27 protein-coding genes and 1 pseudogene are annotated in these 26,445 nt (G+C 72.5%); 11 read left to right on the top strand and 17 right to left on the bottom strand.

Going from position 1 to position 26,445, the window contains the following annotated elements; translation table 11 throughout:
- Positions 1 to 18: 18 nt before the first annotated feature.
- The 5 genes from ABZ923_RS12935 to ABZ923_RS12955 all read right to left on the bottom strand — a co-directional run bounded on the left by ABZ923_RS12935 (position 19) and on the right by ABZ923_RS12955 (position 5,429).
- Positions 19 to 1,002 carry an aldo/keto reductase gene (locus tag ABZ923_RS12935; RefSeq protein ID WP_361470336.1) on the bottom strand — a complete coding sequence of 328 codons (984 nt, stop codon included), beginning with the start codon at positions 1,000 to 1,002 and terminating at the stop codon, positions 19 to 21.
- A gap of 195 nt (positions 1,003 to 1,197) precedes the next feature.
- Positions 1,198 to 1,791: a TetR family transcriptional regulator gene (locus tag ABZ923_RS12940; protein ID WP_361470338.1), complete on the bottom strand. Its 594-nt coding sequence runs from the start codon at positions 1,789 to 1,791 to the stop codon at positions 1,198 to 1,200.
- Positions 1,788 to 3,260 (bottom strand): MFS transporter, encoded by a 1,473-nt coding sequence (locus ABZ923_RS12945; protein ID WP_361470340.1) that lies wholly within the window; start codon positions 3,258 to 3,260, stop codon positions 1,788 to 1,790. The genes ABZ923_RS12940 and ABZ923_RS12945 overlap by 4 nt, the downstream gene beginning before the upstream one ends.
- Before the next feature lie 105 nt (positions 3,261 to 3,365).
- The gene (locus tag ABZ923_RS12950) at positions 3,366 to 4,187 is read right to left on the bottom strand and encodes a lipase family protein (RefSeq protein WP_361470342.1); all 822 of its coding nucleotides are present in this window, start codon (positions 4,185 to 4,187) and stop codon (positions 3,366 to 3,368) included.
- 39 nt (positions 4,188 to 4,226) lie between these two features.
- The gene (locus ABZ923_RS12955; RefSeq protein ID WP_361470422.1) at positions 4,227 to 5,429 is read right to left on the bottom strand and encodes an FAD-dependent monooxygenase; all 1,203 of its coding nucleotides are present in this window, start codon (positions 5,427 to 5,429) and stop codon (positions 4,227 to 4,229) included.
- Positions 5,430 to 5,761: 332 nt separating this feature from the next.
- On the opposite strand from ABZ923_RS12955, the gene ABZ923_RS12960 reads away from it, so the two are divergent.
- Together ABZ923_RS12960 and ABZ923_RS12965 are read left to right on the top strand one after the other, a co-directional pair.
- Positions 5,762 to 6,142 (top strand): tyrosinase cofactor, encoded by a 381-nt coding sequence (locus tag ABZ923_RS12960; RefSeq protein ID WP_361470344.1) that lies wholly within the window; start codon positions 5,762 to 5,764, stop codon positions 6,140 to 6,142.
- A gap of 35 nt (positions 6,143 to 6,177) precedes the next feature.
- On the top strand, positions 6,178 to 6,999 hold the full coding sequence (locus ABZ923_RS12965) for a tyrosinase family protein (RefSeq protein ID WP_361470346.1): 822 nt from the start codon (positions 6,178 to 6,180) through the stop codon (positions 6,997 to 6,999).
- Here ABZ923_RS12965 and ABZ923_RS12970 read toward each other — a convergent pair whose 3' ends face one another.
- Both ABZ923_RS12970 and ABZ923_RS12975 read right to left on the bottom strand, forming a co-directional pair.
- Positions 7,000 to 7,722 (bottom strand): ribonuclease H, encoded by a 723-nt coding sequence (locus tag ABZ923_RS12970; protein ID WP_361470348.1) that lies wholly within the window; start codon positions 7,720 to 7,722, stop codon positions 7,000 to 7,002.
- Positions 7,723 to 7,756: 34 nt separating this feature from the next.
- Positions 7,757 to 8,551 (bottom strand): VOC family protein, encoded by a 795-nt coding sequence (locus tag ABZ923_RS12975; RefSeq protein WP_361470350.1) that lies wholly within the window; start codon positions 8,549 to 8,551, stop codon positions 7,757 to 7,759.
- A gap of 317 nt (positions 8,552 to 8,868) precedes the next feature.
- Between ABZ923_RS12975 and ABZ923_RS12980 the strand changes: the two genes are divergently transcribed.
- The 4 genes and pseudogenes from ABZ923_RS12980 (at position 8,869) to ABZ923_RS12995 (ending at position 13,151) form a co-directional block, all read left to right on the top strand.
- Positions 8,869 to 10,311, top strand: a complete 1,443-nt coding sequence (locus tag ABZ923_RS12980) for a family 2B encapsulin nanocompartment shell protein (protein ID WP_361470352.1) — start codon at positions 8,869 to 8,871, stop codon at positions 10,309 to 10,311.
- Between the two features lie 16 nt (positions 10,312 to 10,327).
- On the top strand, positions 10,328 to 11,380 hold the full coding sequence (locus tag ABZ923_RS12985) for a family 2 encapsulin nanocompartment cargo protein terpene cyclase (RefSeq protein ID WP_361470354.1): 1,053 nt from the start codon (positions 10,328 to 10,330) through the stop codon (positions 11,378 to 11,380).
- 53 nt (positions 11,381 to 11,433) lie between these two features.
- A complete protein-coding gene (locus ABZ923_RS12990) occupies positions 11,434 to 12,312 on the top strand; it encodes a geranyl diphosphate 2-C-methyltransferase (RefSeq protein ID WP_361470356.1) in 879 nt (292 codons plus the stop codon).
- 81 nt (positions 12,313 to 12,393) lie between these two features.
- A pseudogene (locus ABZ923_RS12995) lies at positions 12,394 to 13,151 on the top strand (aminoglycoside phosphotransferase family protein).
- A 13-nt stretch (positions 13,152 to 13,164) separates the two neighbouring features.
- Here ABZ923_RS12995 and ABZ923_RS13000 read toward each other — a convergent pair.
- Together ABZ923_RS13000 and ABZ923_RS13005 are read right to left on the bottom strand one after the other, a co-directional pair.
- The gene (locus ABZ923_RS13000) at positions 13,165 to 13,653 is read right to left on the bottom strand and encodes a VOC family protein (protein ID WP_361470424.1); all 489 of its coding nucleotides are present in this window, start codon (positions 13,651 to 13,653) and stop codon (positions 13,165 to 13,167) included.
- A 130-nt stretch (positions 13,654 to 13,783) separates the two neighbouring features.
- Positions 13,784 to 14,134 carry a helix-turn-helix transcriptional regulator gene (locus ABZ923_RS13005; protein ID WP_361470358.1) on the bottom strand — a complete coding sequence of 117 codons (351 nt, stop codon included), beginning with the start codon at positions 14,132 to 14,134 and terminating at the stop codon, positions 13,784 to 13,786.
- A 273-nt stretch (positions 14,135 to 14,407) separates the two neighbouring features.
- Here ABZ923_RS13005 and ABZ923_RS13010 point away from each other — a divergent pair, with 273 nt between their 5' ends.
- Complete coding sequence (locus ABZ923_RS13010; RefSeq protein WP_361470426.1) at positions 14,408 to 15,298, top strand: RNA polymerase sigma factor SigF; 891 nt, start codon at positions 14,408 to 14,410, stop codon at positions 15,296 to 15,298.
- Positions 15,299 to 15,319: 21 nt separating this feature from the next.
- On the opposite strand, the gene ABZ923_RS13015 is transcribed toward ABZ923_RS13010, so the two are convergent.
- The 5 genes from ABZ923_RS13015 to ABZ923_RS13035 all read right to left on the bottom strand — a co-directional run bounded on the left by ABZ923_RS13015 (position 15,320) and on the right by ABZ923_RS13035 (position 19,862).
- Positions 15,320 to 15,775 carry an ATP-binding protein gene (locus ABZ923_RS13015; protein WP_361470360.1) on the bottom strand — a complete coding sequence of 152 codons (456 nt, stop codon included), beginning with the start codon at positions 15,773 to 15,775 and terminating at the stop codon, positions 15,320 to 15,322.
- Between the two features lie 149 nt (positions 15,776 to 15,924).
- Entirely contained in the window at positions 15,925 to 17,658 is a 1,734-nt protein-coding gene (locus ABZ923_RS13020) for a DUF6777 domain-containing protein (RefSeq protein WP_361470362.1), read from the bottom strand.
- Between the two features lie 133 nt (positions 17,659 to 17,791).
- Positions 17,792 to 18,754 (bottom strand): serine/threonine-protein kinase, encoded by a 963-nt coding sequence (locus ABZ923_RS13025; protein WP_361470364.1) that lies wholly within the window; start codon positions 18,752 to 18,754, stop codon positions 17,792 to 17,794.
- The gene (locus ABZ923_RS13030) at positions 18,754 to 19,296 is read right to left on the bottom strand and encodes a hypothetical protein (protein WP_361470366.1); all 543 of its coding nucleotides are present in this window, start codon (positions 19,294 to 19,296) and stop codon (positions 18,754 to 18,756) included. The genes ABZ923_RS13025 and ABZ923_RS13030 overlap by 1 nt, the downstream gene beginning before the upstream one ends.
- A gap of 155 nt (positions 19,297 to 19,451) precedes the next feature.
- On the bottom strand, positions 19,452 to 19,862 hold the full coding sequence (locus tag ABZ923_RS13035; protein WP_361470367.1) for a hypothetical protein: 411 nt from the start codon (positions 19,860 to 19,862) through the stop codon (positions 19,452 to 19,454).
- Positions 19,863 to 20,196: 334 nt separating this feature from the next.
- Here ABZ923_RS13035 and ABZ923_RS13040 point away from each other — a divergent pair, with 334 nt between their 5' ends.
- Positions 20,197 to 20,580 carry a nuclear transport factor 2 family protein gene (locus ABZ923_RS13040; RefSeq protein ID WP_361470369.1) on the top strand — a complete coding sequence of 128 codons (384 nt, stop codon included), beginning with the start codon at positions 20,197 to 20,199 and terminating at the stop codon, positions 20,578 to 20,580.
- 27 nt (positions 20,581 to 20,607) lie between these two features.
- On the opposite strand, the gene mgrA is transcribed toward ABZ923_RS13040, so the two are convergent.
- A complete protein-coding gene (mgrA, locus tag ABZ923_RS13045; RefSeq protein WP_361470371.1) occupies positions 20,608 to 21,600 on the bottom strand; it encodes an L-glyceraldehyde 3-phosphate reductase in 993 nt (330 codons plus the stop codon).
- Between the two features lie 111 nt (positions 21,601 to 21,711).
- Between mgrA and ABZ923_RS13050 the strand changes: the two genes are divergently transcribed.
- The 3 genes from ABZ923_RS13050 to ABZ923_RS13060 all read left to right on the top strand — a co-directional run bounded on the left by ABZ923_RS13050 (position 21,712) and on the right by ABZ923_RS13060 (position 24,731).
- Entirely contained in the window at positions 21,712 to 22,626 is a 915-nt protein-coding gene (locus tag ABZ923_RS13050) for a LysR substrate-binding domain-containing protein (protein WP_361470373.1), read from the top strand.
- Positions 22,627 to 22,693: 67 nt separating this feature from the next.
- Positions 22,694 to 24,187 (top strand): carotenoid oxygenase family protein, encoded by a 1,494-nt coding sequence (locus tag ABZ923_RS13055; RefSeq protein WP_361470375.1) that lies wholly within the window; start codon positions 22,694 to 22,696, stop codon positions 24,185 to 24,187.
- Positions 24,188 to 24,215: 28 nt separating this feature from the next.
- Positions 24,216 to 24,731: a DUF664 domain-containing protein gene (locus ABZ923_RS13060; protein ID WP_361470377.1), complete on the top strand. Its 516-nt coding sequence runs from the start codon at positions 24,216 to 24,218 to the stop codon at positions 24,729 to 24,731.
- Here ABZ923_RS13060 and ABZ923_RS13065 read toward each other — a convergent pair.
- Together ABZ923_RS13065 and ABZ923_RS13070 are read right to left on the bottom strand one after the other, a co-directional pair.
- Entirely contained in the window at positions 24,713 to 25,792 is a 1,080-nt protein-coding gene (locus ABZ923_RS13065) for an adenosine deaminase (RefSeq protein WP_361470379.1), read from the bottom strand. The two genes, ABZ923_RS13060 and ABZ923_RS13065, sit on opposite strands and share 19 nt — an antisense overlap.
- 37 nt (positions 25,793 to 25,829) lie before the next feature.
- Positions 25,830 to 26,222 carry a VOC family protein gene (locus ABZ923_RS13070; RefSeq protein ID WP_361470381.1) on the bottom strand — a complete coding sequence of 131 codons (393 nt, stop codon included), beginning with the start codon at positions 26,220 to 26,222 and terminating at the stop codon, positions 25,830 to 25,832.
- Positions 26,223 to 26,445: the final 223 nt, after the last annotated feature.

Below are 26,445 nucleotides of genomic sequence, written 5' to 3' on the forward strand. Positions count from 1 at the left end.
CGGTCCGCGTGTCCGCGGCTACCAGCGGTGTTCGACCTGGTCCTTGATCCGCCGTTCGTACAGGTCACGGATCGCGGTGAGGGACTCTTCGGGCAGCGGCGGCAGCTTCGCCGCGGTGGCGTTGGCGCGGGCCTGCTCCGGGTTGCGGGCGCCGGGGATCACCGTGGTCACACCGTCCTGCTCGATGATCCAGCGCAGCGCCAGCTGGGCCGGGGTGTACCCCTCCGGGGCGAGCGCGGCGAACTCGGCGGCGGCCTCGACGCCGGTGCCGTAGTCGACGCCGGAGAAGGTCTCGCCCTGGTCGAAGGCCTCGCCGTGCCGGTTGAAGGTGCGGTGGTCGTCGGCCGCGAACACCGTGTCCTTCGTGTACTTGCCGGACAGCAGCCCGGAGGCGAGGGGGACGCGCGCGATGATGCCGACGCCGGCCGCGCGGGCGGCGGGCAGCACCTCGTACAGGGGCTTCATGCGGAAGGGGTTGAGGATGATCTGCACGCTCGCCACGTGCGGCCGGGCGATCGCGGTGAGCGCCTCGGCGCAGGTCTCCACGCTCACCCCGTACGCGGCGACGCGCTCCTCCTCGACCAGGGTGTCCAGGGCGTCGAACACCGCGTCGGAGGAGTAGACCGGGGTGGGCGGGCAGTGCAGCTGCACCAGGTCGATCCGGTCGACGCCCAGGTTGCGGCGCGAGCGGTCGTTCCAGGCGCGGAAGTTGTCCAGCACGTAGTTCTCGGGGACCTGCTCCGCCCGGCGTCCCATCTTGGTGGCCACCAGCACGTGCAGATCGGGGCGGCCGCGCAGGAACGAGGCGATGGTGCTCTCGCTGCGTCCGTCGCCGTACACGTCGGCCGTGTCGAAGAAGGTGACCCCGGCCTCGGCCGCCGCCTCCAGGACGGACAGGGCCTCCTTGTCGTCCACGGCTCCCCAGTCGGCGCCCAGCTGCCATGTCCCGAGGCCGACCACCGACGCCCACTGGCCCGACCTGCCGATCACGCGTTCGTCCATGGCGCCAGTCTGTCACCCGGCACGGCTCCGCCGCGCCCTGCGGAACGCACCCCTCCGCCCACGGGCCTCACCCGGACGGGTGAGACACGTCGACGGACGGCGGACCCGGCGGTCACCGCGGCCGAACTCCCCGGGTTCCCGGGGGAGCTGCATGGGTGTTCGGGATCGGCTTCCGGGACCGGCTGCCGCGGTGGCTCACCGCCCGGGCGTGAGCTGTGCCTGTACGGCGGGCCCGTAGCGGTCGGCGAGGGCGTCGGCGTCGGTGCCGCGCAGGTGCGGGCCGCGGGCGATGCCGTACATGACGCCGAGGCCGACCAGGGCGGCGACGGCGAGTTCGGCGCGCAGGCCCGCGTCGGGGCCGGCGAGCCGCGCGGCGAGGCGTTCGGTCACCTGGGCGCGGAAGTTGGCGCGCAGCACCTCGCCGTGGTCGCCGTGCAGCGGGGCGAAGGCGATGCGCAGCAGCGGGTCGGCGCCCCGCTCGCGCTGGCTGGACACGACGTGCCGGACCATGTGCCGGCCGAGGTCGTCCAGCGGGGCGTCCAGCAGGTCGTCGGCGTCGGTGTCGAAGGACATCACGTGGGCGAACAGGGCGTCCTTGTTGCCGAAGTACTTCAGGATCAGCGGCGGGCTGACCCCGGCCCGCTCGGCGACGGCCTTGAGGGTGATGTCGGCGTGCGCGTGCCGGGCCAGGAGGTGGCGGGCGGCCTTCAGGATGGCGGCCTTGGTGGCCTCGGCGTCCCGGCGTGCGGGGACGGGCGCCTGACCGGGTGGCGTGGTCATGGTCCTCATGCTCCCTCCAGTGCCTCGTCGCGGGTGCCCCGGGCGGCGCCGCGGTCCCGCCGGGTGCCGCGGGCGGGGCCGTCGCCGGGGATGGACAGGGCCGCCGCGCAGGCTGCGAGGGCGACGGTGCCGGCCAGGGCGAAGGCGAGCAGGTAGCCGTGAAGGGTGGGCACGGGCACGCCGCCGAGGGGGCTGCTGTGGTGGACGAGGACGGCGGCGACGGCCGCGCTGGAGACGGCCTGGCCGATGGTGCGCATGAGGACGTTGACGCCGTTGGCGGAAGCGGTCTGGGCGGCCGGTACGGCGCGCAGGATCAGGGTCGGCAGCGCGGAGTAGGCCAGCGTGGTGCCGGTCGCCACCACCGACGCCCCCAGGATGATCATCCACAGGTCGCGGCTGTCGGCGATGCGCAGCGCATACCCGCAGGCGATGACGGCGGCGCCCAGCGCGAGCGTGATCCGCGGGCCGCGCCTGGCCGAGATGCGGGCCGACAGCGGGGAGAACAGCAGCATGGTGACGCCGCCGGGCAGCAGGCAGAGTCCGGTGGCGACGATGGACAGGCCGAGGCCGTACCCGGTGGCCTTCGGCGCCTGCACCAGCTGGGCGGTGACCAGCGAGTTGGCGTAGAAGGCGAACCCGGTGAGCAGGGCCGCCACATGGGACAGGCCCACCCGCGGCCGGGTGACCAGCCGCAGGTCGACCAGCGGCCGGGCGGCGCGCAGTTGCTGCCGGCACCACAGGACGAGGACGACGACGGCCGCGAGGAACAGGGCGAGGACCCGGGTGCTGCCCCAGCCCCAGGTGCCGCCCTGGGAGACGCCCAGCAGCAGGCAGACCAGCCCGGCGGCGAGGCCGAGCGCGCCGGCGACGTCGAAGCGGCCCGGCTCGCGCAGCGGCGACTCCCGCACCGCCCACCAGGTCGCCGCGACCCCCAGCGCGCCGAGGGCGCTGGTGAGCCAGAACATGGTGTGCCAGTCGGCGTACTGCACGACCAGCGCGGCGAGCGGCAGGCCGAGCGCGGCGCCGATGCCGACGGTGGAACTCATCAGCGCCACCGCCGATCCGCGGCGCTCGGGCGGGAGTTCGTCGCGCAGGATGCTGATGGAGAGCGGGACCACGGAGGCGGCGGCGCCCTGGAGCGCGCGGGCGGCGATGAGCACGCCGATGTCGGAGGAGAGCGCGCACATCACGGAGCCGACGGTCATCAGGGCGAGCGCGGCGGTGAGGACCCGGCGCTTGCCGTACATGTCGCCGGCCCGGCCGAGCACGGGGGTGAGGACGGCGCCGGAGAGCAGGGTCGCGGTGACCGTCCAGGAGACGGTGGCGGCCGACGCGCCGGTGAGCCGGGGCAGGTCGGGCAGGAGCGGGACGACCACGGTCTGCATGACCGCCATGAGGATGCCGCCCGACGCCAGTACCGGGACGGTGAGCCGGTCGCGCAGCCGGGGCCGCGGGGGTATGGGGGCTGGCTGGTCCATCGGCGCTCCTGCGGGCGGCACGGTGACGAGGTGAATACCCATTCACCTTATCGAGTGAATGGGTATTCACCAACGTTTCTTCGCCCGAACGGGGACGCCGGGGTCTCAGGCCAGGTTCTGCTCCAGGACGGCCAGGTAGTGGTGCATGAAGTGGTCGCGCATTCCGTCGGAGGCGGGCGCGAACGGGTCCGCCGTCAGCCCCTTGGCCCGGTCGCCGAGCGCCGAGAGCATCGGCATCGACTCGTGCAGCCGGCCCTTGGAGTCGAAGTGGCGCAGCGCCCTCACGTGGGTGAAGGCGGGCTCCGGCGGGAGCTGGGGGACGATGTCGTTGTTGTTGACGAAGCGGTACATCCGGCCGCCGAAGCCCTTGTGGAAGGCCTCGGCGAGCATCCGGTCGCAGGTGCGGGGCTGGCCGTAGGTGTAGACGCCGTCCGCGGCCAGGTGCGGCTCCTCCAGGTACAGGCGGGCGCCGGCCAGCATCGCGAGCGCTCCGCCGAGGCTGTGCCCGGTGAGGTAGACGGCCTGGCCGTCGGTGCGCAGCTCGGCGAGGGCGTCGTGCACGGACGGGTAGACGGACTCCAGGGCCTGCGCGAAGCCGTGGTGGACGTAGCCGTGGCCGCCGGGGCCGGGCCGGGGCGGGGTGGTCGCGTCCGAGAGCCAGTCCTTGATCTGGGCGGGCTCGGTGCCGCGGAACGCGGTGACGATCATACGGTCGCTCGCCAGGGTGCAGGCCTGGGTGTCCTCCAGCGGGAAGGGCGGCGTGAACCGGGTGTGGTGGTGCCGCACCTCCTCGAAGCCCCACTGGGCGGCCTGGTGCTCGATGGCGGCCCGGTCCTCGTAGGCCAGTGCGGCGGCGCGGGCCAGCCAGTAGGCGCGCTGGAGGCTGTAGCCGGTCGAGGTGTGGTCGAACGCGACGGGTACGGCCATGCGGGGACTCCTTGGGTGGGGGGAGCTGCCGAAGAGCGGCTAGCCCCGGCGGGACGTGGAGCGGGCGTGCAGGGCGCGGGCGGCGCGGGGGCCGAGCCAGCGCTTGAGCCGGCGCAGCGGCTCCAGTTGTCCGGCCGCCTTGTCCAGGCCGTAGTACAGCTGCGGCGGAACGTAGGGCAGCAGCGGCGAGTGGCGCTGGCCGAGCAGGGCGAACATCCGGTGCGGGGGCAGGTGGATGTAGCGGGGCAGGTTCTCGTACCACTGGGCGCTGTAGCGGGCCGCGCTCTGCACGGACAGCAGTTCCGCCTGGCGCCGGCGTTCGTAGGCGGCGAGGGCCTCGGGCAGGGCGGCGTGCTCGCGCAGGGCGCCGGCCAGGCACATGGCGTCCTCCAGGGCGAGGGTGGTGCCGGCGCCGATGGAGTAGTGGGTGGTGTGGGCGGCGTCGCCGAGCAGGACCAGGTTGCCGTGGTGCCAGGTGCGGTTGGTGAGGGTGCGGAAGGTCTGCCAGGAGGCGCCGGCGCGGGCGATGAGGGGGTGGCCGTCGAGGACGTCGGCGAAGAGCTTCTCCAGCAGGGCGAGTCCCTCGGCCTCGTCGGCGCGGTCCAGGCCGAGGCCGGTGAAGGTCCGCGGGGAGCACTCGACGACGCAGGTGCTGTGGTCGCCGCTGTAGCCGTAGCCGTAGGCCCAGATCCAGCCGTGCTCGGTCTCGGTGAAGGCGAAGGTGAAGGCGTCGAAGACCTTGGTGGTGCCGAGCCAGACGTAGGGGTTGCGGCCGGCGGTGACGCGGGTGCCGAAGTGGCCGGCCGCGCGGGTGCGCAGCGCGCTGTGCACGCCGTCGGCCGCGACGACGAGGTCGGCGTCGGCGGGCGGCTCCGTCGGTTCGCTCTCGAACTCCAGGCGGACGCCCAGGGCGCGGGCCCGGTCGGCGAGCAGGCCGAGCAGCCGGTGCCGGCCGATGCCGAAGCCCTCGTCGCCCCGGTGCCGGGTGGTCAGGTCGCCGACGCGGGCGACGCCGTCGGTCCAGCGCACGGAGTGCTCCTCGATCGCGCGCGCCGATTCCGGATCGTGCTCCCGCAGCTTGTCCAGGAGTCCGCGCCAGTACGTGACACCCCAGCCGTAGGTGGAACCCTCCGGGTTGCGTTCATGGACGGTGATGTCATGGGACGGGTCCTGCCGCTTGAGCAGGATGGCGAGGCACAGGCCCGCGGGCCCGCCTCCGACGCAGACGACCTTCACACGCACACCCCTGTCAGTCACCGGACGTGATCGGACGGAACCGGAGGGTAGCAGGACGGCGGGCCGCCCGATCGCGTCAGCTTGGTGCGGTGAGCCGCGCCACCCGGACGGACGGCAGCCGGAAAGGATCATCGAAAACGCGGACGCCCCGGCAAGGAATTCCCCGTTCCGGAGCAGATCGACCCACCGTCAGAGCAAGATCATCTTAGTTCAACTCTGTAGGACATGTTGTTAATTGTCCGGATCGTAGCCAACCGGTTCCGGCCGATTTCTTCCGCTCCTGAACGTCCCGATAGGCATGCGTGGTCACCACCGGACCACTCCTGAGGAGGACCCGCATGCCCGACATCACCCGGCGCCGCGCGCTCACCACGGCAGCCGCCGTCGCCGCGACGGCCTCGGTCGCCGCCACCCTCGCCGCGCCCGCCGCGTCGGCCGCCGGCCACCACACGCCCACCACCCCGGACTCCTTCGACGAGGTCTACAAGGGCCGCCGGATACAGGGGCGTCCGGCGAGCGGCGGCGGACACCACCACGAACACGGCGGCGGCTACGCGGTGTTCGTCGACGGCGTGCAGCTGCACGTGATGCAGAACGCCGACGGCAGCTGGATCAGCGTCGTCAGCCACTACGACCCGGTGCTCACCCCGCGCGCCGCCGCCCGTGCCGCGGTGGACGAGCTGCAGGGCGCACCGCTGCTGCCGTTCCCCGCCAACTGACCACCCTCGCAAGGACTTCCGGAGCACCGCGCACCATGACCGTACGCAAGAACCAGGCCACCCTCACCGCCGACGAGAAGAAGCGGTTCGTGGCCGCCGTCCTCGAACTCAAGCGCAGCGGGCGCTACGACGACTTCGTCCGCACGCACAACGAGTTCATCATGTCGGACACCGACACCGGCGAGCGGACCGGCCACCGCTCCCCGTCCTTCCTGCCCTGGCACCGCAGATTCCTGCTCGACTTCGAGCAGGCGCTGCAGTCCGTGGACTCCTCGGTGGCGCTGCCCTACTGGGACTGGAGCACCGACCGCACGGTGCGCGCCTCGCTGTGGGCCCCGGACTTCCTCGGCGGCACCGGGCGCAGCACCGACGGCCGGGTGATGGACGGCCCGTTCGCCGCGTCCACGGGCAACTGGTCGGTCAACGTGCGGGTCGACGGCCGTACGTTCCTGCGCCGCTCGCTCGGCACGAGCGTGCGGGAGCTGCCCACGCGCGCCGAGGTGGAGTCGGTGCTGTCGATGGCGACGTACGACATGGCGCCCTACAACAGCGCCTCGGACGGCTTCCGCAACCACCTGGAGGGCTGGCGCGGGGTCAACCTGCACAACCGGGTGCACGTGTGGGTCGGCGGGCAGATGGCCACCGGGGTCTCCCCCAACGACCCGGTGTTCTGGCTGCACCACGCCTACATCGACAAGCTCTGGTCGGAGTGGCAGCGGCGGCACCCGGGCGTCGGCTACGTGCCGACGGGCGGCACGCCGGACGTGGTGGACCTGAACGACACCATGAAGCCGTGGAACACCGTGCGCCCCGCGGACCTGCTGGACCACACGAAGTTCTACACGTTCGACGTCTGATCAGACCTCGGCGGTCCGGCACTCCGGGTGGCCCCAGCCCTGCGCGTTCTTGGCGATCTTCTCGCCGGCCGCGTAGGGCCGGCCGCACTGGCAGCGGCCGGGGAACTTCGCCTTGATCGTGCGGGCGGACGCGCCGCCCCCGGAGCGCGAGGACGCGGCGCCGCCGGTGCGGCGGGGCGCCTTCCCGCGCGGCGACCCGGCCGCCTTCGGGGTGTCGGGCGACGGCGGGGGCTCCGGCGAGCCGAGCGCGCTGCCGGCCGGCTCCTGGACGGAGGCCGCCTGGCTGGCCGCGCGGTCGGCGAAGTCGTTCAGCGGGTCGCCGTCGACCTGGTGGGCGGGCACGTAGCGGAACTCGACGGACCGGCCGCCGAGCAGCTCGTCGATGCGGACCACCAGGTCCTGGTTGGCGACGGGCTTGCCGGCGGCGGTCTTCCAGCCGTTGCGCTTCCAGCCGGGCAGCCAGGTGGTGACGGCCTTCATCGCGTACTGGGAGTCCATCCGGATCTCCAGCGGGACGTCCGGGTCGACGGCCGCGAGCAACTGCTCCAGGGCCGTCAGCTCGGCGACGTTGTTGGTGGCCCGGCCGAGCGGGCCCGCCGCCCAGCGCGCGGGGGTCCGCTCGTCGCCGTCCGAGACCACCCACGCCCATCCGGCCGGTCCGGGGTTTCCCTTCGAAGCCCCGTCGCACGCGGCCACCACACGTTCACGCATGTCCTCGATCATGCCATGGCCGCAGGCAGCGCCGTTCCGGGACCGCTCAGACGTCCCTGACCTTCGGCATCTCGCCCTCGGTGGTCGCGATGTCGATCACCGAGAAGTTCGCGCCCTGCGGGTCGCTCAGCGCCGCGAACCGGCCGAAGGGGCTGCTCATCGGCCCGAAGCGGAGGATCCCGCCGAGCTTGACGGCCCGGTCGACGGCGGCGTCGCAGTCGTCGACGGCGAAGTAGACGTTGATGTACGACGGCACCTCGGGCGGGAAGTCGTCCGTCATGCGCATCCGGCCGAGGACGGTGTCCTCGCCGACGTCGAACATCCGGAAGTCGACCGCGTCGTCCTCGATCTCCTTCATCCGGTACGGGAAGACGGCCGAGAGGAAGGCGTCCGCCTGGTCCGGCTCCCTGGTGAAGACCTCGGCCCAGCAGAAGGCGCCGGGCGTGGCCGTCGTCTCGAAGCCCTCGTGGGTGCCCGCCTGCCACACGCCGAACACGGCCCCGCTGGGCTCCCGGGCCAGGCACATGGTGCCGAACTCGCCCACCTGCATCGGCTCCATCAGCACCTCGCCGCCGTTCTGCCGGATCCTGTCCGCGGTGGCCGCGGCGTCCGGCGAGGCGAAGTACAGGCACCACTGCGACTGGCCCTCCTGGCCGGGCATCGGCGGGACGACGGCGGCGACGGCCTTGCCGTCCGCGTAGGCCTGCGTGTAGTTGCCGTACGCCGACGACGACTCGCCGAAGGTCCAGCCGAGGACGTCACCGTAGAACCGCTTGGCCCCCTCGACGTCGCTGAACATCGCATCGGCCCAACAGGGCGTTCCCTCGGGTTGCACGGCCATGATCGAAGCCCTCTCGGTCAGCTGCTCTGTCCCGCTTCCTCACGCTAGCCATCCCCCCGTCGCCCCGCTCGCCGAACGCCCGGGGCCGTAAACCTCGGCAAAGCCGGGCGCGGGTGCACAAGATCGGCGCGCGGTCGCCACAACCGCCACAGAACACACCTCCCGCAGGTTTGCGCCACACAGTGATCGAAAGCGCCCCTTTCACGCTGTACCGGGGCATCAGACGTCCTGTTTGGCTGTTCCGAGCACAGCGGCATCCCGCGCACCACCGAGATCCGATCCGTACCGTCCCCGTCCGCCTGTTTGCAGGAGGGAATGTGTCCACTCCGGACATCGCCACCGGTTCCGCAGTCGACGAACCCGAGTCCGGCCCCCCGGCCGACGCCCGGCTCACCAGCCTGAGCACCCGGGCGGCCCGGCAGCTCACGACCACCACCAAGTCCGAACCGCAGATGCAGGCCATCACCTCGCGATGGCTGCTGAAGACCCTGCCGTGGGTGGACGTCAAGGGCGGCGCCTACCGGGTCAACCGGCGTCTGCAGCTGCGCACCGGGCGGGGGCGCGTGCACTTCGAGCAGAACGGCGCCGACGACGTCCGGGTGATTCCCGAGACCCTGACCGAGCTGCCGATCCTGCGCGGCTATCCCGACACCGAGGTGCTGCGGGAGATCGCCACCCGCTTCCAGCCCCGGGAGGTGCGCCCGGGCCAGGTGCTGTTCGAGGCGGGGCAGCCGGTCACCGAGGCCTACCTCGTGGCGCACGGACGCTTCACCCGCTACGCCGTCGGGAAGTACGGCGACGAGGAGATCGTCGGCGTCGTCACCGACGGCGACCAGATGGGCGACGAGGCGGTCGGCCAGTCCGATCCGCTCTGGCTGACCTCCGTCCGGGCGGAGACCGCCGGTGTGGTGCTGGCGCTGCCCTGGGCGGTCGTGGAGGAGTACACCGCACGGGTGCCCTCCCTCGCGGCGCACCTGCGGGCGTACGTCGAGCGGCAGCGCCGGCCGATGAACCGCAAGGGCGAGGCGGAGCTGCCCGTGCAGGCCGGGCACGTCGGCGAGGCGACCCTGCCGGCCGGCTTCGTCGACTACGACCTCACGCCGCGCGAGTACGAGTTGTCGCTCACGCAGACCGTGTTGCGGGTGCACACCAGGGTGGCCGACCTCTACAACGACCCGATGGACCAGACCGCCCAGCAGCTGAGGCTGACCGTCGAGGAGATCCGCGAGCGGCAGGAGTGGGAGCTGGTCAACAACCGCGAGTTCGGACTCCTGCACAACGTCGACTACGGCCAGCGCATCAGCAGCCTGACGGGACCGCCGACCCCCGACGACATGGACGAACTGCTGGCGATGCGGCGCAAGACGAAGGTGTTCCTGGCCCACCCGAAGGCCATCGCGGCCTTCTTCCGGCAGTGCAACAAACGGGGTCTGGTGCCGGGCACCGCGAGCGTCGACGGTCACGAGGTGCCCGCCTGGCGAGGCGTGCCGATCTTCCCGTGCAGCAAGATCCCGATCACCGGGAACCACACCAGCAGCATCATCGCGCTGCGCACCGGCGAGGCCGACCAGGGGGTGATCGGCCTCTACCAGACCGGCATCCCCGAGGAGTTCCAGCCGGGCCTGAACGTCCGCTTCATGGGCATCGACAGCGCCGCGATCGTCAACTACCTCGTGACGGCCTACTACTCGCTGGCCATCCTGGTGCCCGACGCCGCCGGAATCCTGGAGAACGTCCAGGTCGGCCGGACCGCCGAGTGACGGCCGGGAGCACGCGATGAGCACACCGACCCACGCGTACCGGCTGCCCGGACCGCCGGACATCGCCCGGAGCATGCGCAGGGACCGGCGCACCGGGACGATCCCCGGACTGCGCCACCGGCCGGCCGCTCCCGCCGACCCGGCGAAGGCCGCCGAGGTCGACCGGCGGCTGGAGTCCTGGGCGCGCGGCCTGGACCTGTTCCCCGCGGCGTGGAAAGGGGACTTCTCCGGCTTCCAGTTCGGCCGGGCCGTCGTCCTGCAGCATCCCGGCGCCCTCGACCTGGACCGCCTGACGGCCGCCGGCAAGCTGCTGCTCGCGGAGAACGTCGTCGACTCCTGCTACTGCGAGGAGGACGAGGGCCGGGGCGGCGCCCGCCGCGGCCTCGGCGGACGGCTGATCACGGCACAGTCGGCGATCGACCCCTACCACGGCATCCCGGAGCTGGAGGAGGAGTGGCGCGAGGGCGTACGGGCCGACGGTCCCCTGCGCTCGTACCACTTCGCCCTCGCCGACTACGCGACGTTCGCCACGCCCAGCCAGACCGACCGGTTCGTGCACGACATCGCCCGGCTGCACCTGGGCTACCTGGCCGAGGCCGCCTGGGCGGAGACCCGGTACACGCCCAGGGTGTGGGAGTACCTGGTGATGCGGCAGTTCAACAACTTCCGGCCCTGTCTGTCGATCGTCGACGCGGTGGACGGCTACGAACTGCCCGAACAGGTCTACGCCCGCCCCGAGATCCAGCGGATCACGGCGCTGGCCTGCAACGCCACCACCATCATGAACGACCTGTACTCCTTCACCAAGGAGCTGGCCAGCGATCCGACCCACCTGAACCTGCCGCAGGTGGTCGCCGCCAACGAGCGCTGCGGGCTGAAGGCCGCCTATCTGAAGTCCGTCGAGATCCACAACCGGATCATGGAGGCCTTCGAGGAGGAGTCCGCCGTCCTGTCCGGCACCTCGCCCGTCGTGGAGCGCTACGCCCAGGGACTGGCCGACTGGGTGTCCGGCAACCACGAGTGGCACGCCACCAACTCCCACCGCTACCACCTGCCCGACTACTGGTAATCGCCCGCTCTCACCGAACGAACCACCCCCCACTGCGCAACGAGGAGCCACCGTTGACGACCGTGCCCGTCACCCGGACCGCATCCGTTCCGGTACCGGCCCAGTCCACCTACCAGAGCCGCGTCGCCGACTACTGGAACGCCGAGGAGAACCCGGTCAACCTCGAACTCGGCAAGATCGACGACCTCTACCACCACCACTACGGGATCGGAGCGGCCGACCGCTCTGTGCTGGACGAGCCGGACAGCGCGCTGCGGCGGGAGCGCATCACCACCGAGCTGCACCGGCTCGAACACGCCCAGGCCGAACTGCTCGCCTCCCACCTCGGGCCGCTCTCCCCCACCGACCGGGTCTTCGACGCCGGCTGCGGCCGCGGCGGCGGCAGCGTGGTGGCGCACCTGCGGTACGGCTGCCACGCCGACGGCGTCACGATCTCCGCCAAGCAGGCCGACTTCGCCAACGAGCAGGCCCGCCGTCGGGGCATCGACGGCAAGGTGCGCTACCACCACCGCAACATGCTCGACACCGGCTTCGAGACCGGCGCGTACGCGGCGTCCTGGAACAACGAGTCCACCATGTACGTCGAGCTGGACCTGCTCTTCGCGGAGCACGCCCGGCTGCTGCGCCGCGGCGGACGCTACGTGGTGATCACCGGCTGCTACAACGACACCTACGGGCGGGCCTCCCGCGAGGTGTCGCTGATCAACGCGCACTACATCTGCGACATCCATCCGCGGTCGGCGTACTTCCGCGCGATGGCCCGCAACCGGCTGGTGCCCGTGCACGTGGAAGACCTGACACAGGCCACGATCCCCTACTGGGAACTGCGCAGGGAGGCGGACCACCTGGTCACCGGCATCGAGGACACGTTCCTGTCCGCGTACCGCAACGGCAGTTTCCAGTACCTGCTCATCGTGGCCGACCGGGTCTGACCCCGGCGAAATCCCGTCGACAGCACGGGCGTCGGGGCGCTGGGATGGGCCTCGATGAGTGCCTTCCCCAGCATCCCGCGGATGCACAGCGACGAGATCGCCCTCGACGCCCCGCTGGTCCGGCGGCTGATCGCCCGCCGGTTCCCGCAATGGGCGGCGCTGCCCGTACGGCGCCTCGCGTCCTCGGGGACCGAGAACGCCATGTTCCGTCTGGGCGGCGATCTCGTGGTCCGGCTCCCCCGGCGCCCGTCCGCCGTGCCGGACGTGACGCACGAGCAGCGCTGGCTGCCCCGGCTCGGTCCGCTGCTTCCGGTGCCGGTGCCCGAGCCGCTGGGCGTGGGCGAACCCGATGACGGCTTCCCGTGGCCCTGGTCCGTGTACCGCTGGCTGGCGGGACGCAATCCGGTCGCGGGAGCCGTGGCGGAACCCGAGCGGCTCGCCGAGGAGCTGGGGGGATTCGTGCGTGCGCTGCGCCGGATCGACCCGCACGACGGGCCGGCGGCCGGCCGGGGCGTGCCGCTCGCCGACCGGGACGAGCCGACCCGGGTGGCGCTCTCCCGGACGGCGGACGGCTGAGCGCGGTCATCGACTTCGGCACCGCCGGGGTCGGCGACCCCGCCGTGGACCTGATCGCGGCCTGGAACCTGCTGCCGGCGACCGCCCGGGACACCTTCCGCGAGGCCGTCGGCGCCGGGGACGCGGAGTGGGCGCGCGGGCGGGGCTGGGCGCTGTCTATCTCGCTGGTCCAGCTGCCGTACTACTGGGACACCAACCCGGCCCTGGCGGAGAACTCCCGGCATGTGATCGCCGAGCTCCTCGCCGACGCCGGGGCGCGGTGACGGCGGCCGGGTCCTACGGCCGCCCGCCGGCGTACGCCTGCTCCAGGGCCGCGGCGTCCAGTTTGCCCATGCCCATCATGGCCGTGGTGGCGCGCGCGGCCTTCTCCGGGTCCGGGTCGCCGATCATGTCGAGCAGCGGGGCGTAGACGACCTGCCAGGAGACGCCGTACCTGTCCTTGAGCCAGCCGCACGAGCCGCCCTCGCCGCCGTTCTCGGTGAGCCTCGTCCAGTAGTGGTCGATCTCGTCCTGGTCGGCGCAGAGGATCTGGAAGGAGACCGCCTCGTTGAACCCGAACTCGGGGCCGCCGTTGAGCGCGACGAACTTCTGGCCGTTGGCGGTGAACTCCACGGTCAGCACGGAACCGGCCGGACCGGGACCGGACTCGGGCCACCGGACGACGCGGCCGATGGCGGAGTTCTCGAAGACTGACACGTAGAGCCGGGCGGCCTCCTCCGCCTGGCCGTCGAACCAGAGACACGTGGTGAATCCGTCGGTGGTCATGAGCGCCTCCTGGGCGTGGTGCGGGGCGTGGAACGCGGTCATGGGTATCGACCGCGCCGCCGCGCGAAACTCATCGGTCCGGCGCCGGATCACCCGGACGGGTGCGGCCGAGGTGCACGGCCGGCCCGGGTCAGGCGGCCAGGCAGAGCCCGCGGTGGGAGCGGTGCGGTGCGGCGGCGGGCCGGCGCTCGGCCGTGCGGCGGGCCAGCTCGCCGTGGACCCGCGACAGCAGGTCCCCGAGTCCCAGGCCGAGCGCCTGAGCGGCGGCGGCGAGCACCTCGGACGAAGCCTCCTTGCGGCCCCGCTCGATCTCGGACAGGTAGGGCAGCGAGATCCGGGCCGCGTCGGCCACGTCCTTGAGCGTGCGTTCCTGCGCCTGCCGCTCGCGGCGCAGCACCTCGCCGACCAGGTCCCGCCAGAGGGGCTCCCTGGGCGCGGGCAGAGGGATCACTCGGGACTCGTCGCTCACCGGGTTGCTCATCCCGTCAGCCTAGGAGCGGCACCGCCGGGGGCAAGGGCCCGGCGTTGCGCCCTGAGGGAAATCCCGGCGGCCCGGGGGCTCGGACCGGCGGTTTCCCGCCAGTGCCGGACGGCCGGTGCATGCGTCGCGTCACCGTGGGTACCCGCGCCGTGAGCGCCTCGGCGGCACGCATACACCGCCGGCCGACGGGTACCCGGGGCATGAGAGCTGTACCGGGCATCCGACGCGAGCCGTAGAGGCGGACGTCGAACCGTGACTTTCATGGGAGAGGCAATGAACACCGCCGCCGGGATCCGGTCGGAAGCAGAGGTCGTGGAGCAGACCGAGCAGGACAGGACGGGCGAGGGATCACTGCCTGGCATCGCGGACCCCGCGTCCGTCGCCCCACGGGACGCCCGGGAGCTCTCCCGGCAGTTCTTCCGCCGACTGACAGAGCTGGAAGAGGGCACGCACGAGTACCAGTACGCGCGCAACACCCTCATCGAGATGAACATGTCGCTGGTGCGGTTCGCGGCCGGACGGTTCCGGGGCCGTGGCGACGACATGGAGGACATCGTCCAGACCGGCATGATCGGCCTGATCAAGGCGATCGACCGGTTCGAACTGGCACGCGAGGTCGAGTTCACGTCGTTCGCGCTGCCGTACATCGTCGGTGAGATCAAGCGGTTCTTCCGCGACACCACCTGGGCGGTCCACGTACCGCGCCGGCTCCAGGAGCTGCGGGTGGAGCTGGCCAAGGCCCGCGAGGAGCTGTCCAGCCGGCTGGACCGCGATCCGACGACCGCCGAGCTGGCCACGCTGATGAACATCTCCGAGAAGGAGGTGGTCGAGGCCCAGCTCGCCTCCAACGGGTACAACTCCGCCTCCCTGGACGCCGCACTCACCGGCGACGGCCCCGAGGACGGCGAGGCGGTGCTCGCCGACTTCATCGGCGTGGAGGAGGAGGGACTGCGGCTCGTGGAGGACTTCCACGCGCTCGCCCCGCTGATGGCGGAGCTGAGCGAACGCGACCGGCAGATCATCCACCTGCGGTTCGTGGAGGAAGCCACCCAGGCGGAGATCGGCGAACGGCTCGGCTGCTCCCAGATGCACGTCTCCCGGCTGATCAAGCGGATCATCACCCGCCTGCGCGAGGGGATGCTCGGCGAGCTGGGCTGCGCCTGACGCCCGCCGTCCCGCTCGGGCTCAGTCCCGCCGGAGTTCGAAGACCGCCCGCACACGCTTGCCCACGGGCACGCGTTCGACGGTCACCTGCGAGGCCAGGGCATGCACGATCTCCAGGCCGTGCCGCCCGATCCGCCGGGGGTCCTTCGGGAAACGGCGGGGCAGGGCGCTGCTGCTGTCGTACACGGACACCACCACCGCGGTGTCCGTTCCTTCCAGTTCCAGGATGTAGGGCCCGTCACTGTGCCGGTCGGCGTTGGTGACCAGCTCGCTCACCATCAGCAATAGCTCGCCGTCGGCGCGGCCGTCGGCGCTGGCGCACCACTCGGTGCGCAGCTGCTGGAGGAACTGGGATGCGAAAGCGCGCGCGTCGGCGATGCATCCGGGTTCGCCGGTGTAGTGCGCCGCGCGCCGCAGCGGCTCAACGGGTACGTCGAAACCAGTCGGTATCACTGCCCCGCCCAGGTGCTCGGTCATGCTGTCTCTCTCGGAAAACCCGGTCCGGCCGGTCGATGGTGCACCAGTCCTCGTACCCCGAGCCCGGCCCGCCAGTCCACCCGATCCGGTCGCCGACCGCGCACAGTGGCGAGAGTCACTACGGCGCCCCGGACGGCCCGGGGCGCACCTCAGGACCCGCCCTCCTGCTGCTGAGGCTGCTCCTGCTGCTGGTCCTGCTGCTGCTCTTGCTGCTGTTCCTGTTGCTGTTGCTGCTGCTGTTCCTGCTGCTGCGGCGCCTGCGACTGCTCGCTGGTCCGCGGGGCCTGGGTCTCGGTGGCGGCCGGGGCGGACGCCTGCGAGGACGGGGGCGTGGCGGCGGGGCTCTGCCATGACGGTGATCCCGCCGACGGCTCCGACGTCTCGGCGGACGACGGCCGAGGCGACGGGGTCTCGCTGGCCGGGGTCTCGGAGGCCGGGGTCTTCTCGCTCGACGGTGCGCTGGTCTCCGGCGACGAGGGGGCGGTCGACTTCGGCTCGGAGGGCGAGGACGGCTCCGACGACGGCGGCGAGGACTTGGACTCGGAGGGCGAGGAGGACTTCGACTCGGACGGCGACTCCGACTTCGGCTTCGTCTCGGACTTCGACTCGGACGGCGAGGACGACTTGGACTCGGACGGCGACTCCGACTTCGACTCGGACTTCGACTCGGACTTCGACTCGGACGGCGAGGACGACTTGGACGAGGGTGACGGAGAGGACGACGGGGATGTCGGGGACGTCGGGGACGAGGGCGCCGTGGGGGGCGTCGAGGGGCTGACGCCGGGCGTCGTCGGCGGGCAGGGCGATCCTGGGCCCTTCCCGGTCACGCACGGCGCCGGGACCCAGGGGTGCGTGTTCTTCGGGGGATCGCCGCGCTGGTCGTGCCGGACGCTGTCGGCGCCGCGGTGGCGGTGCAGCCACTCGCGGTGGTGGGAGTCGTAGATCACGAAGACCTTGACGATCACGGGGGCGGGCTGCACCACGACGACGTTCGCCGGCTGGTAGGAGGACCAGCGCTGGCCGACCAGCCGCGGGGCGGTGTGCTGGGCCACCGGCTCCTTCAGCGGGTTGCCGCAGGCGCAACGCAGCCGGGGCACGCCGTGTCCGTCGATCAGGACCGCGGTACCGCTCTGCAGGACGGACTGGTAGCTCGTGGCGGCGCCATGCCGGTACCCGTGGTTGGTGACACGGGTGTCGGCGCGCAGTTGCACCGTGGTGAGGGAACGGAGGTAGGAGGAGACGCCGACGGGCTGGATGCCGATCGACGAGGCGAACGCCCGGTTCTTGGCCGGGTCGGCCTGCAGAGCCCTGATCTGCCTCTCGACGTCACAGCTGGACGTCCTGCGGACGCCGCTGTACAGGCCGGGCGCCCCGCCCTGCACGCCGCGGACCTCGGACGGCCCGGTCGGCGGAGGCGCGGCGGAGGTGGTGCCCTTTCCCGGGGGCGTGGTGCCCTTCCCGGGAGGCGTGGTGCCCTTGCCGGGGGGTGAGGTGCCCTCGCCCGGCGCCGTGGTCGTCTTCCCCGGCGGGGTGGTCGTCCTGCCGGGCGCCGTCGGAGTGGGGCCTTCTTTCGCGGTCGACTCCGTGAACGGATCCTGGCCGGTGCTGTTGGCGGCCTCCAGGAAGACCTCGCCGCGCGCGGTGGATCCGTCGCCGCCCGGACGGGTGACGAACACCCCGAGGACCACGGCGGCGACCAGGGCCGCGGTCAGCGCCGCCACCCGGGGCACCGACTTCCACCACGGACCGTGCGGCTCCTTGCCGCCGAAGCCGCCGGGCGGCGGCTGCGAGGGCGGCGGGCCGGCCGGCGGCCGGGAAGAGCCCGACAGCGGGCCGGAGGGCGGCCCGGTGGGACGGCCGGAGGACGGAGGTTCGACGCTCACGAGCCCTACTTCCCGTCGCGCACGTGCTCCCCGTTGCGTTGCGTTCCCGTCGCGATGCGCGGCTTCGGTCAGACGGTTCCACTCGGTGGGCTTTGGTGCATTTGGCTGCACATTGACACTATTGTGTGCCGAATCACCGCGCCGCCCGCAAGCCGAACACCGGGCCGGCCCAGCCCGGGGGGCGGGGGGCGGATTCCCACCGGCCGTCCGCGGGCCCGGCGGTCAGGGCCGTGCGCAGGGCGGCGACGAAGGCGAGGCAGGTGTCGTGGCGGGCGTCCGGGCTCTTGGCCAGGGCCTTGGCGAAGACCGGGTCGACGGCCGGGGCGAGACCGGGGCGGGCCCCGCTCGGCGGCGGCGGCTCGTCGTACTGGTGGGCCCACAGCAGGGCCATGTCGTCCTCGCGCTGGAACGGGGGGCGGCCGGTGAGGGTCTCGTAGACGACGCAGGACAGGCCGTAGACGTCGCAGCGGCCGTCGACGGGACGGCCGGAGATCTGCTCGGGGGCCACGTAGTCGAGGGTGCCGACGAACTGGCCGACGCTGGTGAACCCGGTCAGGGACAGCGACTTCTTGGTGAGCCCGAAGTCGGTGAGGTACACGTGCTCGGGATGGTCGCTGTCGGTGCCCTCGGCGACCAGGATGTTGCCGGGCTTGACGTCCCGGTGGACCAGGCCGTGCTCGTGGGCGGCGTCCAGGGCGGAGGCCACCTGGCCGGCGATCCGCACCGCGTCCGATGGTGGCAGCGGACCGTGCACGTCGAGGAGGTGCCGCAGGTCGCTGCCGGAGACGTACCGCATGGCGATGTACAGCACCCCGTCGGTCTCCCCGGCCTCGAAGACCGGCACGATGTGCGGGTGGTCGATCGCCGCAGCCACCTGGGACTCGTGGGTGAACCGCTTGCGGAAGGTGTCGTTGCGGGCCAGTTCCGGGGCGAGCAGCTTCAGCGCGACCGTACGGTCCAGGCGCAGGTCGCGGGCGCGGTAGACGACCGCCATGCCACCGCGCCCGATCTCGCTCTCGATCCGGTAGCCCGCCACCTGCCGGCCGACCAGTTCCGCCGAGGGGCGGCCGGCGAACAGACTGGTCTCGCCGGCCATCAGCGCTCACCCTCGGGCGCGACCAGCCGGGTCGGGGCGCGTCCGGTGTCGTCCGCCCCGTCCACCGACCGGTCGGTGGCGTAGGTGCTCAGCCGCCGTCCGTCGCCGTACAGCCACCGCCCCTCCTGGGCGTCGTACAGCCACATGGACGCGCCGTCGACCACGAGCCCGATCCGCAGCCCCTGGGTGCGGGCCTCGAACGCCTCGCCGTCCAGGGCGCCGGCCGCCAGGTCCTCCACGGCGGCCCGGTAGTCGGCCAGGGCCTGCTCGGCCCGGGCCAGCAGGGGGCGCGGGTCGGCGATGCCGTCGGGTTCGCCGCCGGCGGGCGGATCGTCGGGTACGGCGACGAGGAGGCGGCCGTCGACCCAGGCGGCCCAGCCGTTGGCGCAGCGGATGTACCCCCAGTCGCCGCGCCGCTCGACGAGCTCCACCGGCAGCAGGGGGTCCAGGGGCACGGTGGGTCGCGCCGGGTCCGGGGCCTCCCAGGCGGGCAGGCCGTGCGGCGGGACGACGTGCGTGGGCCGGAAGCCGGAGGCGGTCATCGCCCGTCCGCCTCCGCTTCGGGACCGGCTCGCACCGGCGCGGCGGCCGGGCGGCCGCACGCCCCGGGAGCACGGACGGCCTCACCAGCACGCATGCCGGAATTCTACCGATTCACCCATCTGCGCGCCCCGCCCGGCGGGACGCCGACGGCCGGTCAGGCGACGGGTACGACGAGGGCCGGGACGGTCCGCTGCATGCGCAGCGCGTCGACGGACTCCGCGAGCAGTTCGTACTCGGTGGTGTCGTCGCCGGTCGCGATCCGCACCAGCCTGCCCGCGGCCAACTCGTCGGCGACCAGCTCCTGCCCGGCCGGGTCGCCGCACCAGGCGCGCAGCACGGTCGGCACGTCCGGCACGGTGTCGGCGACCGGGACGAGCGAGCTGGGCGGGAAGTACTCCGCCTCGGGCTGCGGGTCGAGACGGTCGGCGATCCAGTTCGCGCGGTCGCGCAGCCACCACAGGGCAAGGGCCAGGGTGGGTGCCCGATAGGTTCCCAGGGGTACGCCGATGCGCCGGCCGCCGCAGGTGCCGTACGCGGTGACATGGCACAGGAATTCGTCGTGCATGCGCACTCCCCCGTCGCGTCGTTCGCCTGCCGGCGGGCCTCGCTTTCGGTGCGGCTCATGTGCGGTGCGTGAGCGGAACCTCGCTGGAAGTGAAGTCCTCACAGTCGAGTATGTTCACTGCTGAATCACTGTCACCATGTCTTTCCGGCCAGTCTCTTGGCATATTCCGTGCCCGTTCTGGCCGGAATATGGCGGGCCGTACGGCCGCCCGGGCATGACCCCGGAGGTAATCGACCCGGCCGCCCCTCCTCCCGCATGGTGGTCACACCGGATCGGCGACACCGTGGTCCGGACCCTGACCAGTAGAGACGACCTCGATGGAGGATGCTTCGCCATGGCCGCACACACCGACCGTCACGAGAACGCCGCCGCCCGTTACTTCGAGGCCTGGAACGCCACCGGGCCCGAGGCCGTCGAGAAGGCCGTCGCCGCCGCGTGGACCGCGGACGGCGGCTACACCGACCCCCTCGCGGACGTCCGCGGCCACGACCAGATCGCGGCCGTGATCGCCGCCGTCCACGAGCAGTTCCCGGGCTTCGTGTTCCGCCCGCTGGGCACGGTCGACGGGCACCACGACACCGCGCGCTTCGGCTGGGAGCTGGTGAACCCGGCCGACGGCTCGGCGCCGGTGGCCGGGTTCGACGTGGTCACGCTGGACGAGGAGGGGCGCATCCGGCAGGTGCTGGCATTCCTGGACCGGGTGCCGGCGGGCGCCTGACCCGGCCCTCCCCCGGCCCGTGCGGCGCTACGGCCGGACGATCTCGTCGATCCGCGCCAGTTCCCCGGCGTCGAAGTCCAGGTTGCGGATGGCCGCGACGCTGTCCTCCAGCTGCCGGGCGCTGCTCGCACCGACCAGGGCGGAGGTCACCCGGCCGCCGCGCAGCACCCAGGCCAGGGCCAGCTGGGCCAGGGTCTGGCCGCGGGACTTCGCGATCTCGTCGAGCGCGCGCAGCCGGGCGACCAGGTCCTCGGTGACCGCGTCCGAGTTCAGGAACGGGCTGTCGCCCGCCGCCCGCGAGCCCTCGGGGATGCCGTCGAGGTAGCGGCCGGTGAGCAGGCCCTGCTCCAGCGGGGAGTACACGATGGAGCCGACCTGGAGTTCGTCCAGGGCGTCGAGCAGGCCCTGCTCCTCGGGCCGCCGGTCGAGCATCGAGTAGCGCGGCTGGTGGATGAGGAGCGGGGTGCCCAGTTCGCCGAGGATGCGGGCGGCCTCGCGGGTCTGCTCGGCGGAGTAGTTGGAGACGCCGACGTAGAGGGCCTTGCCCTGCTGCACCGCGGTGTGCAGGGCCCCCATCGTCTCCTCCAGGGGAGTGTCCGGGTCGAAGCGGTGCGAGTAGAAGATGTCGACGTGGTCCAGGCCCATCCGCTTCAGGCTCTGGTCGAGCGAGGACAGCAGGTACTTGCGCGAGCCCCATTCGCCGTACGGGCCCGGCCACATCAGGTAGCCGGCCTTGGTGGAGATCACCAGCTCGTCCCGGTGGCGGCCGAGGTCCGCCCGCAGCGCCTCGCCGAAGGCGGACTCGGCGGCGCCGGGCGGCGGGCCGTAGTTGTTCGCCAGGTCGAAGTGGGTCACGCCGAGGTCGAAGGCGCGGCGCAGGATGGCCCGCTGGGTCTCGACGGGCCGGTCGGGCCCGAAGTTGTGCCACAGGCCGAGCGACAGGGCGGGCAGTTTCAGCCCGCTGCGTCCGGTCCGCCGGTAGGGCATGTCGGCATAGCGGTCGGGGTGTGGGGTGTACAACGGGACTCCAGAGGGGTGGGCACATCGTTTACCGGTTCCACTCTTCCCCGCACGGCGTACAGCGGTCCAACAGGAGAATCCGATGAGATTCAGCGGTTAGGCTTCTCAATCATGGAACTGCGCCATCTCCAGCACTTCGTCGCGGTCGCCGAGGACCAGCACTTCACCCGGGCCGCCGAGCGCCTGATGGTGTCCCAGTCGGGCCTGTCCGCGTCCATCCGGGCCCTGGAGCGGGAGCTGCGGGCGCCGCTGTTCGTGCGGACCACCCGCAGGGTGACGCTCACCGAGGCGGGGCGGGCACTGCTGGTGGAGGCCGAGCGGATCCTGGCACAGGTGCGCTCCGCGCACGAGGCGGTGGCCGCGGTGCAGGGCGTGCTGCGGGGCACACTGGCCCTCGGCACCGAGCAGTGCATCGCCGGGGTGCAGGTGGCCCGGCTGCTGGCGGCCTTCCGGGGGCGGCACCCGGACGTGGAGATCCGGCTGCGGCAGGCCGGCTCGGGCGCGCTGGCCGAGGACGTCGCGGCCGGGCGGCTCGACCTGGCGTTCGCCTACCGCACCCAGGCCGACACCGACCAGCTGCGCTCGGTGGCGCTGACCAGCGAGCCGATGACCGTGCTGTGCCACCCCAGCCACCGGCTGGCCGCGGCCCCGGCCGTGCTCGGCCCCGACGACCTGGCCGGGGAGGTCTTCGTGGACTTCCACCCGGACTGGGGTCCGCGCCGCACCACCGACGCCGCGTTCGCCGCGGCCGGTGTCCGGCGCACGGTCGCGCTGGAGGTCAACGACGTGCACAGCCTGCTGGACCTGGTGGACGAGAACCTGGGGATCGCCGTCGTCCCCCGGCACTTCCGGCACAAGCGGCCGACGCTCGCGGCGCTGCCGCTGAAGGGCCCGGTCCAGGCGGAGTACGAGACGGTCGCCCTGCTGCCGCCGGACCGGGCCACGAGTCCGGCCGCCCGGGCGCTGGTGACCCTGCTCGAAACAGGGGGCCTGGCACCACCCCGGGACGGGGTCCAGCCCTCCTGATCCCGGCCGTGCGCCGCCGCAGACTCATGACCGTCAGCCACGCCGACGACGGTCAGGAGCACCCACGATGGCGGAACACACCCGGCGGACCGTGCTGCGCGGCACGGCCGGACTCGCGGCGGCGGGCACACTCGCCGGTGCGGCCGGCCGGCCGGCGGCGGCCACGAGCGACCCGGCACCCCGTCACCGCCCCTTCCTGGAGGGCGCCTTCGCGCCGGTCACGGAAGAGCTGACCGCGTACGACCTTCCGGTCACCGGCCGCGTACCGCGCGAGCTGAACGGCCGCCTGCTGCGCAACGGGCCCAACGTGCTGGGCCTGGAGGACCCGCGGGCGCACCACTGGATGCTCGGCGAGGGCATGGTGCACGGGGTGCGGCTGCGCGACGGCCGGGCCGAGTGGTACCGCAACCGCTGGGTGCGGTCCTCGCAGGTCGCGCGGATGCTCGGCGAGCCGTACCCGGGTCCGGTGCCGCCGGACGACTTCTCGTGCAACACCCACGTGATCCCGTACCGGGGCCGGATCCTCGCCCTCCAGGAGAGCGGCCCGCTGCCGTACGAGCTCGACGGCGAGCTGAACACCGTCGGCACGCACGACTTCAGGGGCACCCTGCAGGGCGCCTTCACCGCGCACACCAAGTTCGACACCCACGCCGGCGAACTGCACGCCCTCGCCTACCACCCGGCCTGGGACCACATCCGGCACCTGGTGGTGGACCCGTCGGGCCGTGTCGCGCGCACCACGCGGATCCCGATGCCGGACGCGCCGATGGTCCACGACTTCGCCCTCACCGCGCGGCACGTGGTCGTCATCGACATCCCGGTCACCTTCGACCCGGCGGCGGCGCGGCGCGGCGATCCGGTGCCCTTCCGCTGGAACCCCCGGCACCCGGCGCGCGTGGGTGTCATGCCGCGCTCGGGCGGGCCGGTGCGCTGGTTCCCGATCGACCCGGTGTTCTACTCGCACACCCTCAACGCCTTCGACGAGGGGGCGTCGGTGGTGGTCGACCTGACGACGTATCCGGCGCCGTTCGAGGTCGCCGGGCGCGGTGCGGGAGGTCCGCACGCGGTGGGCACCCCGCGGCTGGAACGCTGGACCGTGGATCCGGACCGGGGCCGGGTGCGGCAGCGGGTGCTGGACGACCGGCCGCAGGAATTCCCGCGCGTGAAGGAGGCGTTGGTGTCCCGGCGGCACCGCTACGGCTACTCGGCGGCCTGCGCCGAGTTCACGCTGGCGTACCTCTCCCCCGACGGGAACCCGCCCGACCGTGCCTTCTCCAACGCGCTGATCAAGCACGACCTGCTGCGCGGTACGACCGGGCTGCACCGGCTGCCCCGGGGCGCGGCGGCCGGCGAGGCGGTGTTCGTGCCCCGGGATCCGGCGGACCACCGGGCCGCCGAGGACGACGGCTATGCGCTTGCGTACGTCCACGATCCCGACCGTGGGGCGACCGACCTGGTGATCCTCGCGGCGCAGGACTTCACGGGCGAGCCGGTGGCGCGGGTGCACCTGCCCGGGCGGGTGCCGCTGGGCTTCCACGGAAGCTGGATTCCGGACGCGTGAGCGGCGGCGGTTTGCGATGGTGGACGGTATGCATGCAAAGGACATCCTCATCGACGGCTACGGCCGCATCCAGGAAGAAGTCCATGCCGCCCTCGACGGGCTCGGCCCGGACGCACTGCACCACCGCCCGGCCCCCGACGCCAACTCCATCGCCTGGCTGGTCTGGCACCTCACCCGGGTGCAGGACGACCACGTCGCCGACGCGTTCGAGCTCGACCAGGTGTGGCTCTCGCAGGGCTGGGAGAAACGGTTCGGCCTCGACCTGCCCCGGCACGACACCGGTTACGGGCACACCCCGGCGAAGGTCGCGAAGGTGCGGGTCGAGTCGGCGGACCTGCTGACCGGGTACTACGACGCCGTCCACGAGCAGACCCTCGGCGCCCTGCGCTCGCTGGCCGCCAGGGATCTGGAACGCGTCGTGGACGAGCGCTGGGACCCCCCGGTGACGCTGGGGGTCCGCCTGGTGAGCGTCCTGTCCGACGATCTTCAGCACATCGGACAGGCCGCCTACGTCAGGGGGCTGCTTCAGAGCGCGGCCGCGTAACCCGGCAGGACCACGTCCTCGATGAGGGCCTTGCGCTCGTCGAACGGGATGAACGCGCTCTTGAGGGCGTTCACCGTGACCGTGCGCAGGTCCTCGACGGTCCAGCCGGCCTGCTCCATCAGCAGGGACATCTCCCGGGTCATGGTCGTACCGGACACCAGTCGGTTGTCGGTGTTCAGGGTGACCCGGAAGCCGAGGTCCTTCAGGGCGGTGATCGGGTGCTCGGCGATCGAGGTGGCGCAGCCGGTCTGCAGGTTGGAGGTGGGGCACATCTCCAGGGCGATACGGCGGTCGCGCACCCAGGAGGCGAGGCGGCCGAGCTTGCCGGCCGCGAGGTCGGGGATGTCCTCGGTGAGGCGGACGCCGTGGCCGATGCGCTGGGCGCCGCACACCTGGAGGGCCTGGTGGATGCTGGGCAGGCCGTGCGCCTCGCCGGCGTGGATGGTGAAGGGCACGTTCTCGCGGCGCAGGTGCTCGAAGGCGGCGAGGTGGTCGGCGGGCGGGAAGCCGTCCTCGGCGCCGGCGATGTCGAAGCCGACGACACCGGCGTCCCGGTAGGCGACGGCCAGGTCGGCGGCCTCGCGGACGCGGTCGAACATCCGCATGCCGCACAGCAGGGTGCCGACGCGGACCGGGGTCCCGGCCGCCGCGGCCTTCGCCATGCCGGCGGCGAGGCCCTCCTGGACGGTCTCCACGACCTCGCGCATCGTCAGCCCGCCGTTGGTGTTCAGCTCGGGCGCGTACCGCACCTCGGCGTAGACGACGCCGTCGGCGGCGAGGTCGAGGACGTACTCCTCGGCGGTGCGCAGCAGGCCCTCGCGGGTCTGCATGACGGCGAGGGTGTGCTCGAAGGTGGCGATGTAGCGGACCAGGTCGCCGGAGTTGGCGGCCTCGACGTACCAGGCGGCCAGCTCGTCGGGGTCGGTGGTGGGCAGGGTGTGGCCGACCGCGTCCGCGAGCTCGACGACGGTGGCGGGGCGCAGGCCGCCGTCGAGGTGGTCGTGCAGGACGGCCTTGGGGAGCCGGCGGAGGGTCTCGGTGTCGATGCGGGACGCGGTCATGGGCGTTTCGTTCCTCGGCAGGTGGTGCGGTGGTGGGTCAGTGGCCGGCGGGCTGGAGCAGGTCCCAGCGGTTGCCGTACAGGTCCTGGAAGACGGCGACCGTGCCGTACGGCTCGTGGCGCGGCTCCTCCAGGAAGGTCACGCCGGCCGCGGTCATCCGGGTGTGGTCGCGGGCGAAGTCGTCGGTGTGCAGGAAGAAGCCGACGCGCCCGCCGGTCTGGTCCCCGACCCGGGCCCGCTGGTCCGCGTCCTTGCCGCGGGCCAGCAGCAGACCGGTGCCCGAGCCGTCGCCGGGCTCGACGACGACCCAGCGCGAGCCGTCGGGGCGCGGGGCATCCTCGACGAGACGGAAGCCGAGGGCCTCCGTGTAGAAGCGGACGGCCTCGTCGTAGTCGTGCACGACGAGGGTGACCAGGGCGAGGCGACGCATGCTGACCTTCCGGGTGGGTCTGGTTAGCCGGTGAGGTTATACGTAAAACCTATCGAACGCCAGTCCTTGTCTACGCGCGTCGTTCCTTGGGGGTGCGGGCGGTGTTCGCCGGCTCGAGTGGTCCGGGAGCGGTGCTGCGGCCGGCGCGGAGCGGAATCACCCGAGCTGCCGCGGACCCGTGTGCTGCGGCACGGGCTCGCGGAGCCGGGCGGTGCGTTCGCCC

Source organism: Streptomyces sp. NPDC046881 (assembly GCF_040645015.1).
In the GTDB taxonomy this organism is placed as follows: Bacteria; Actinomycetota; Actinomycetes; order Streptomycetales; family Streptomycetaceae; genus Streptomyces.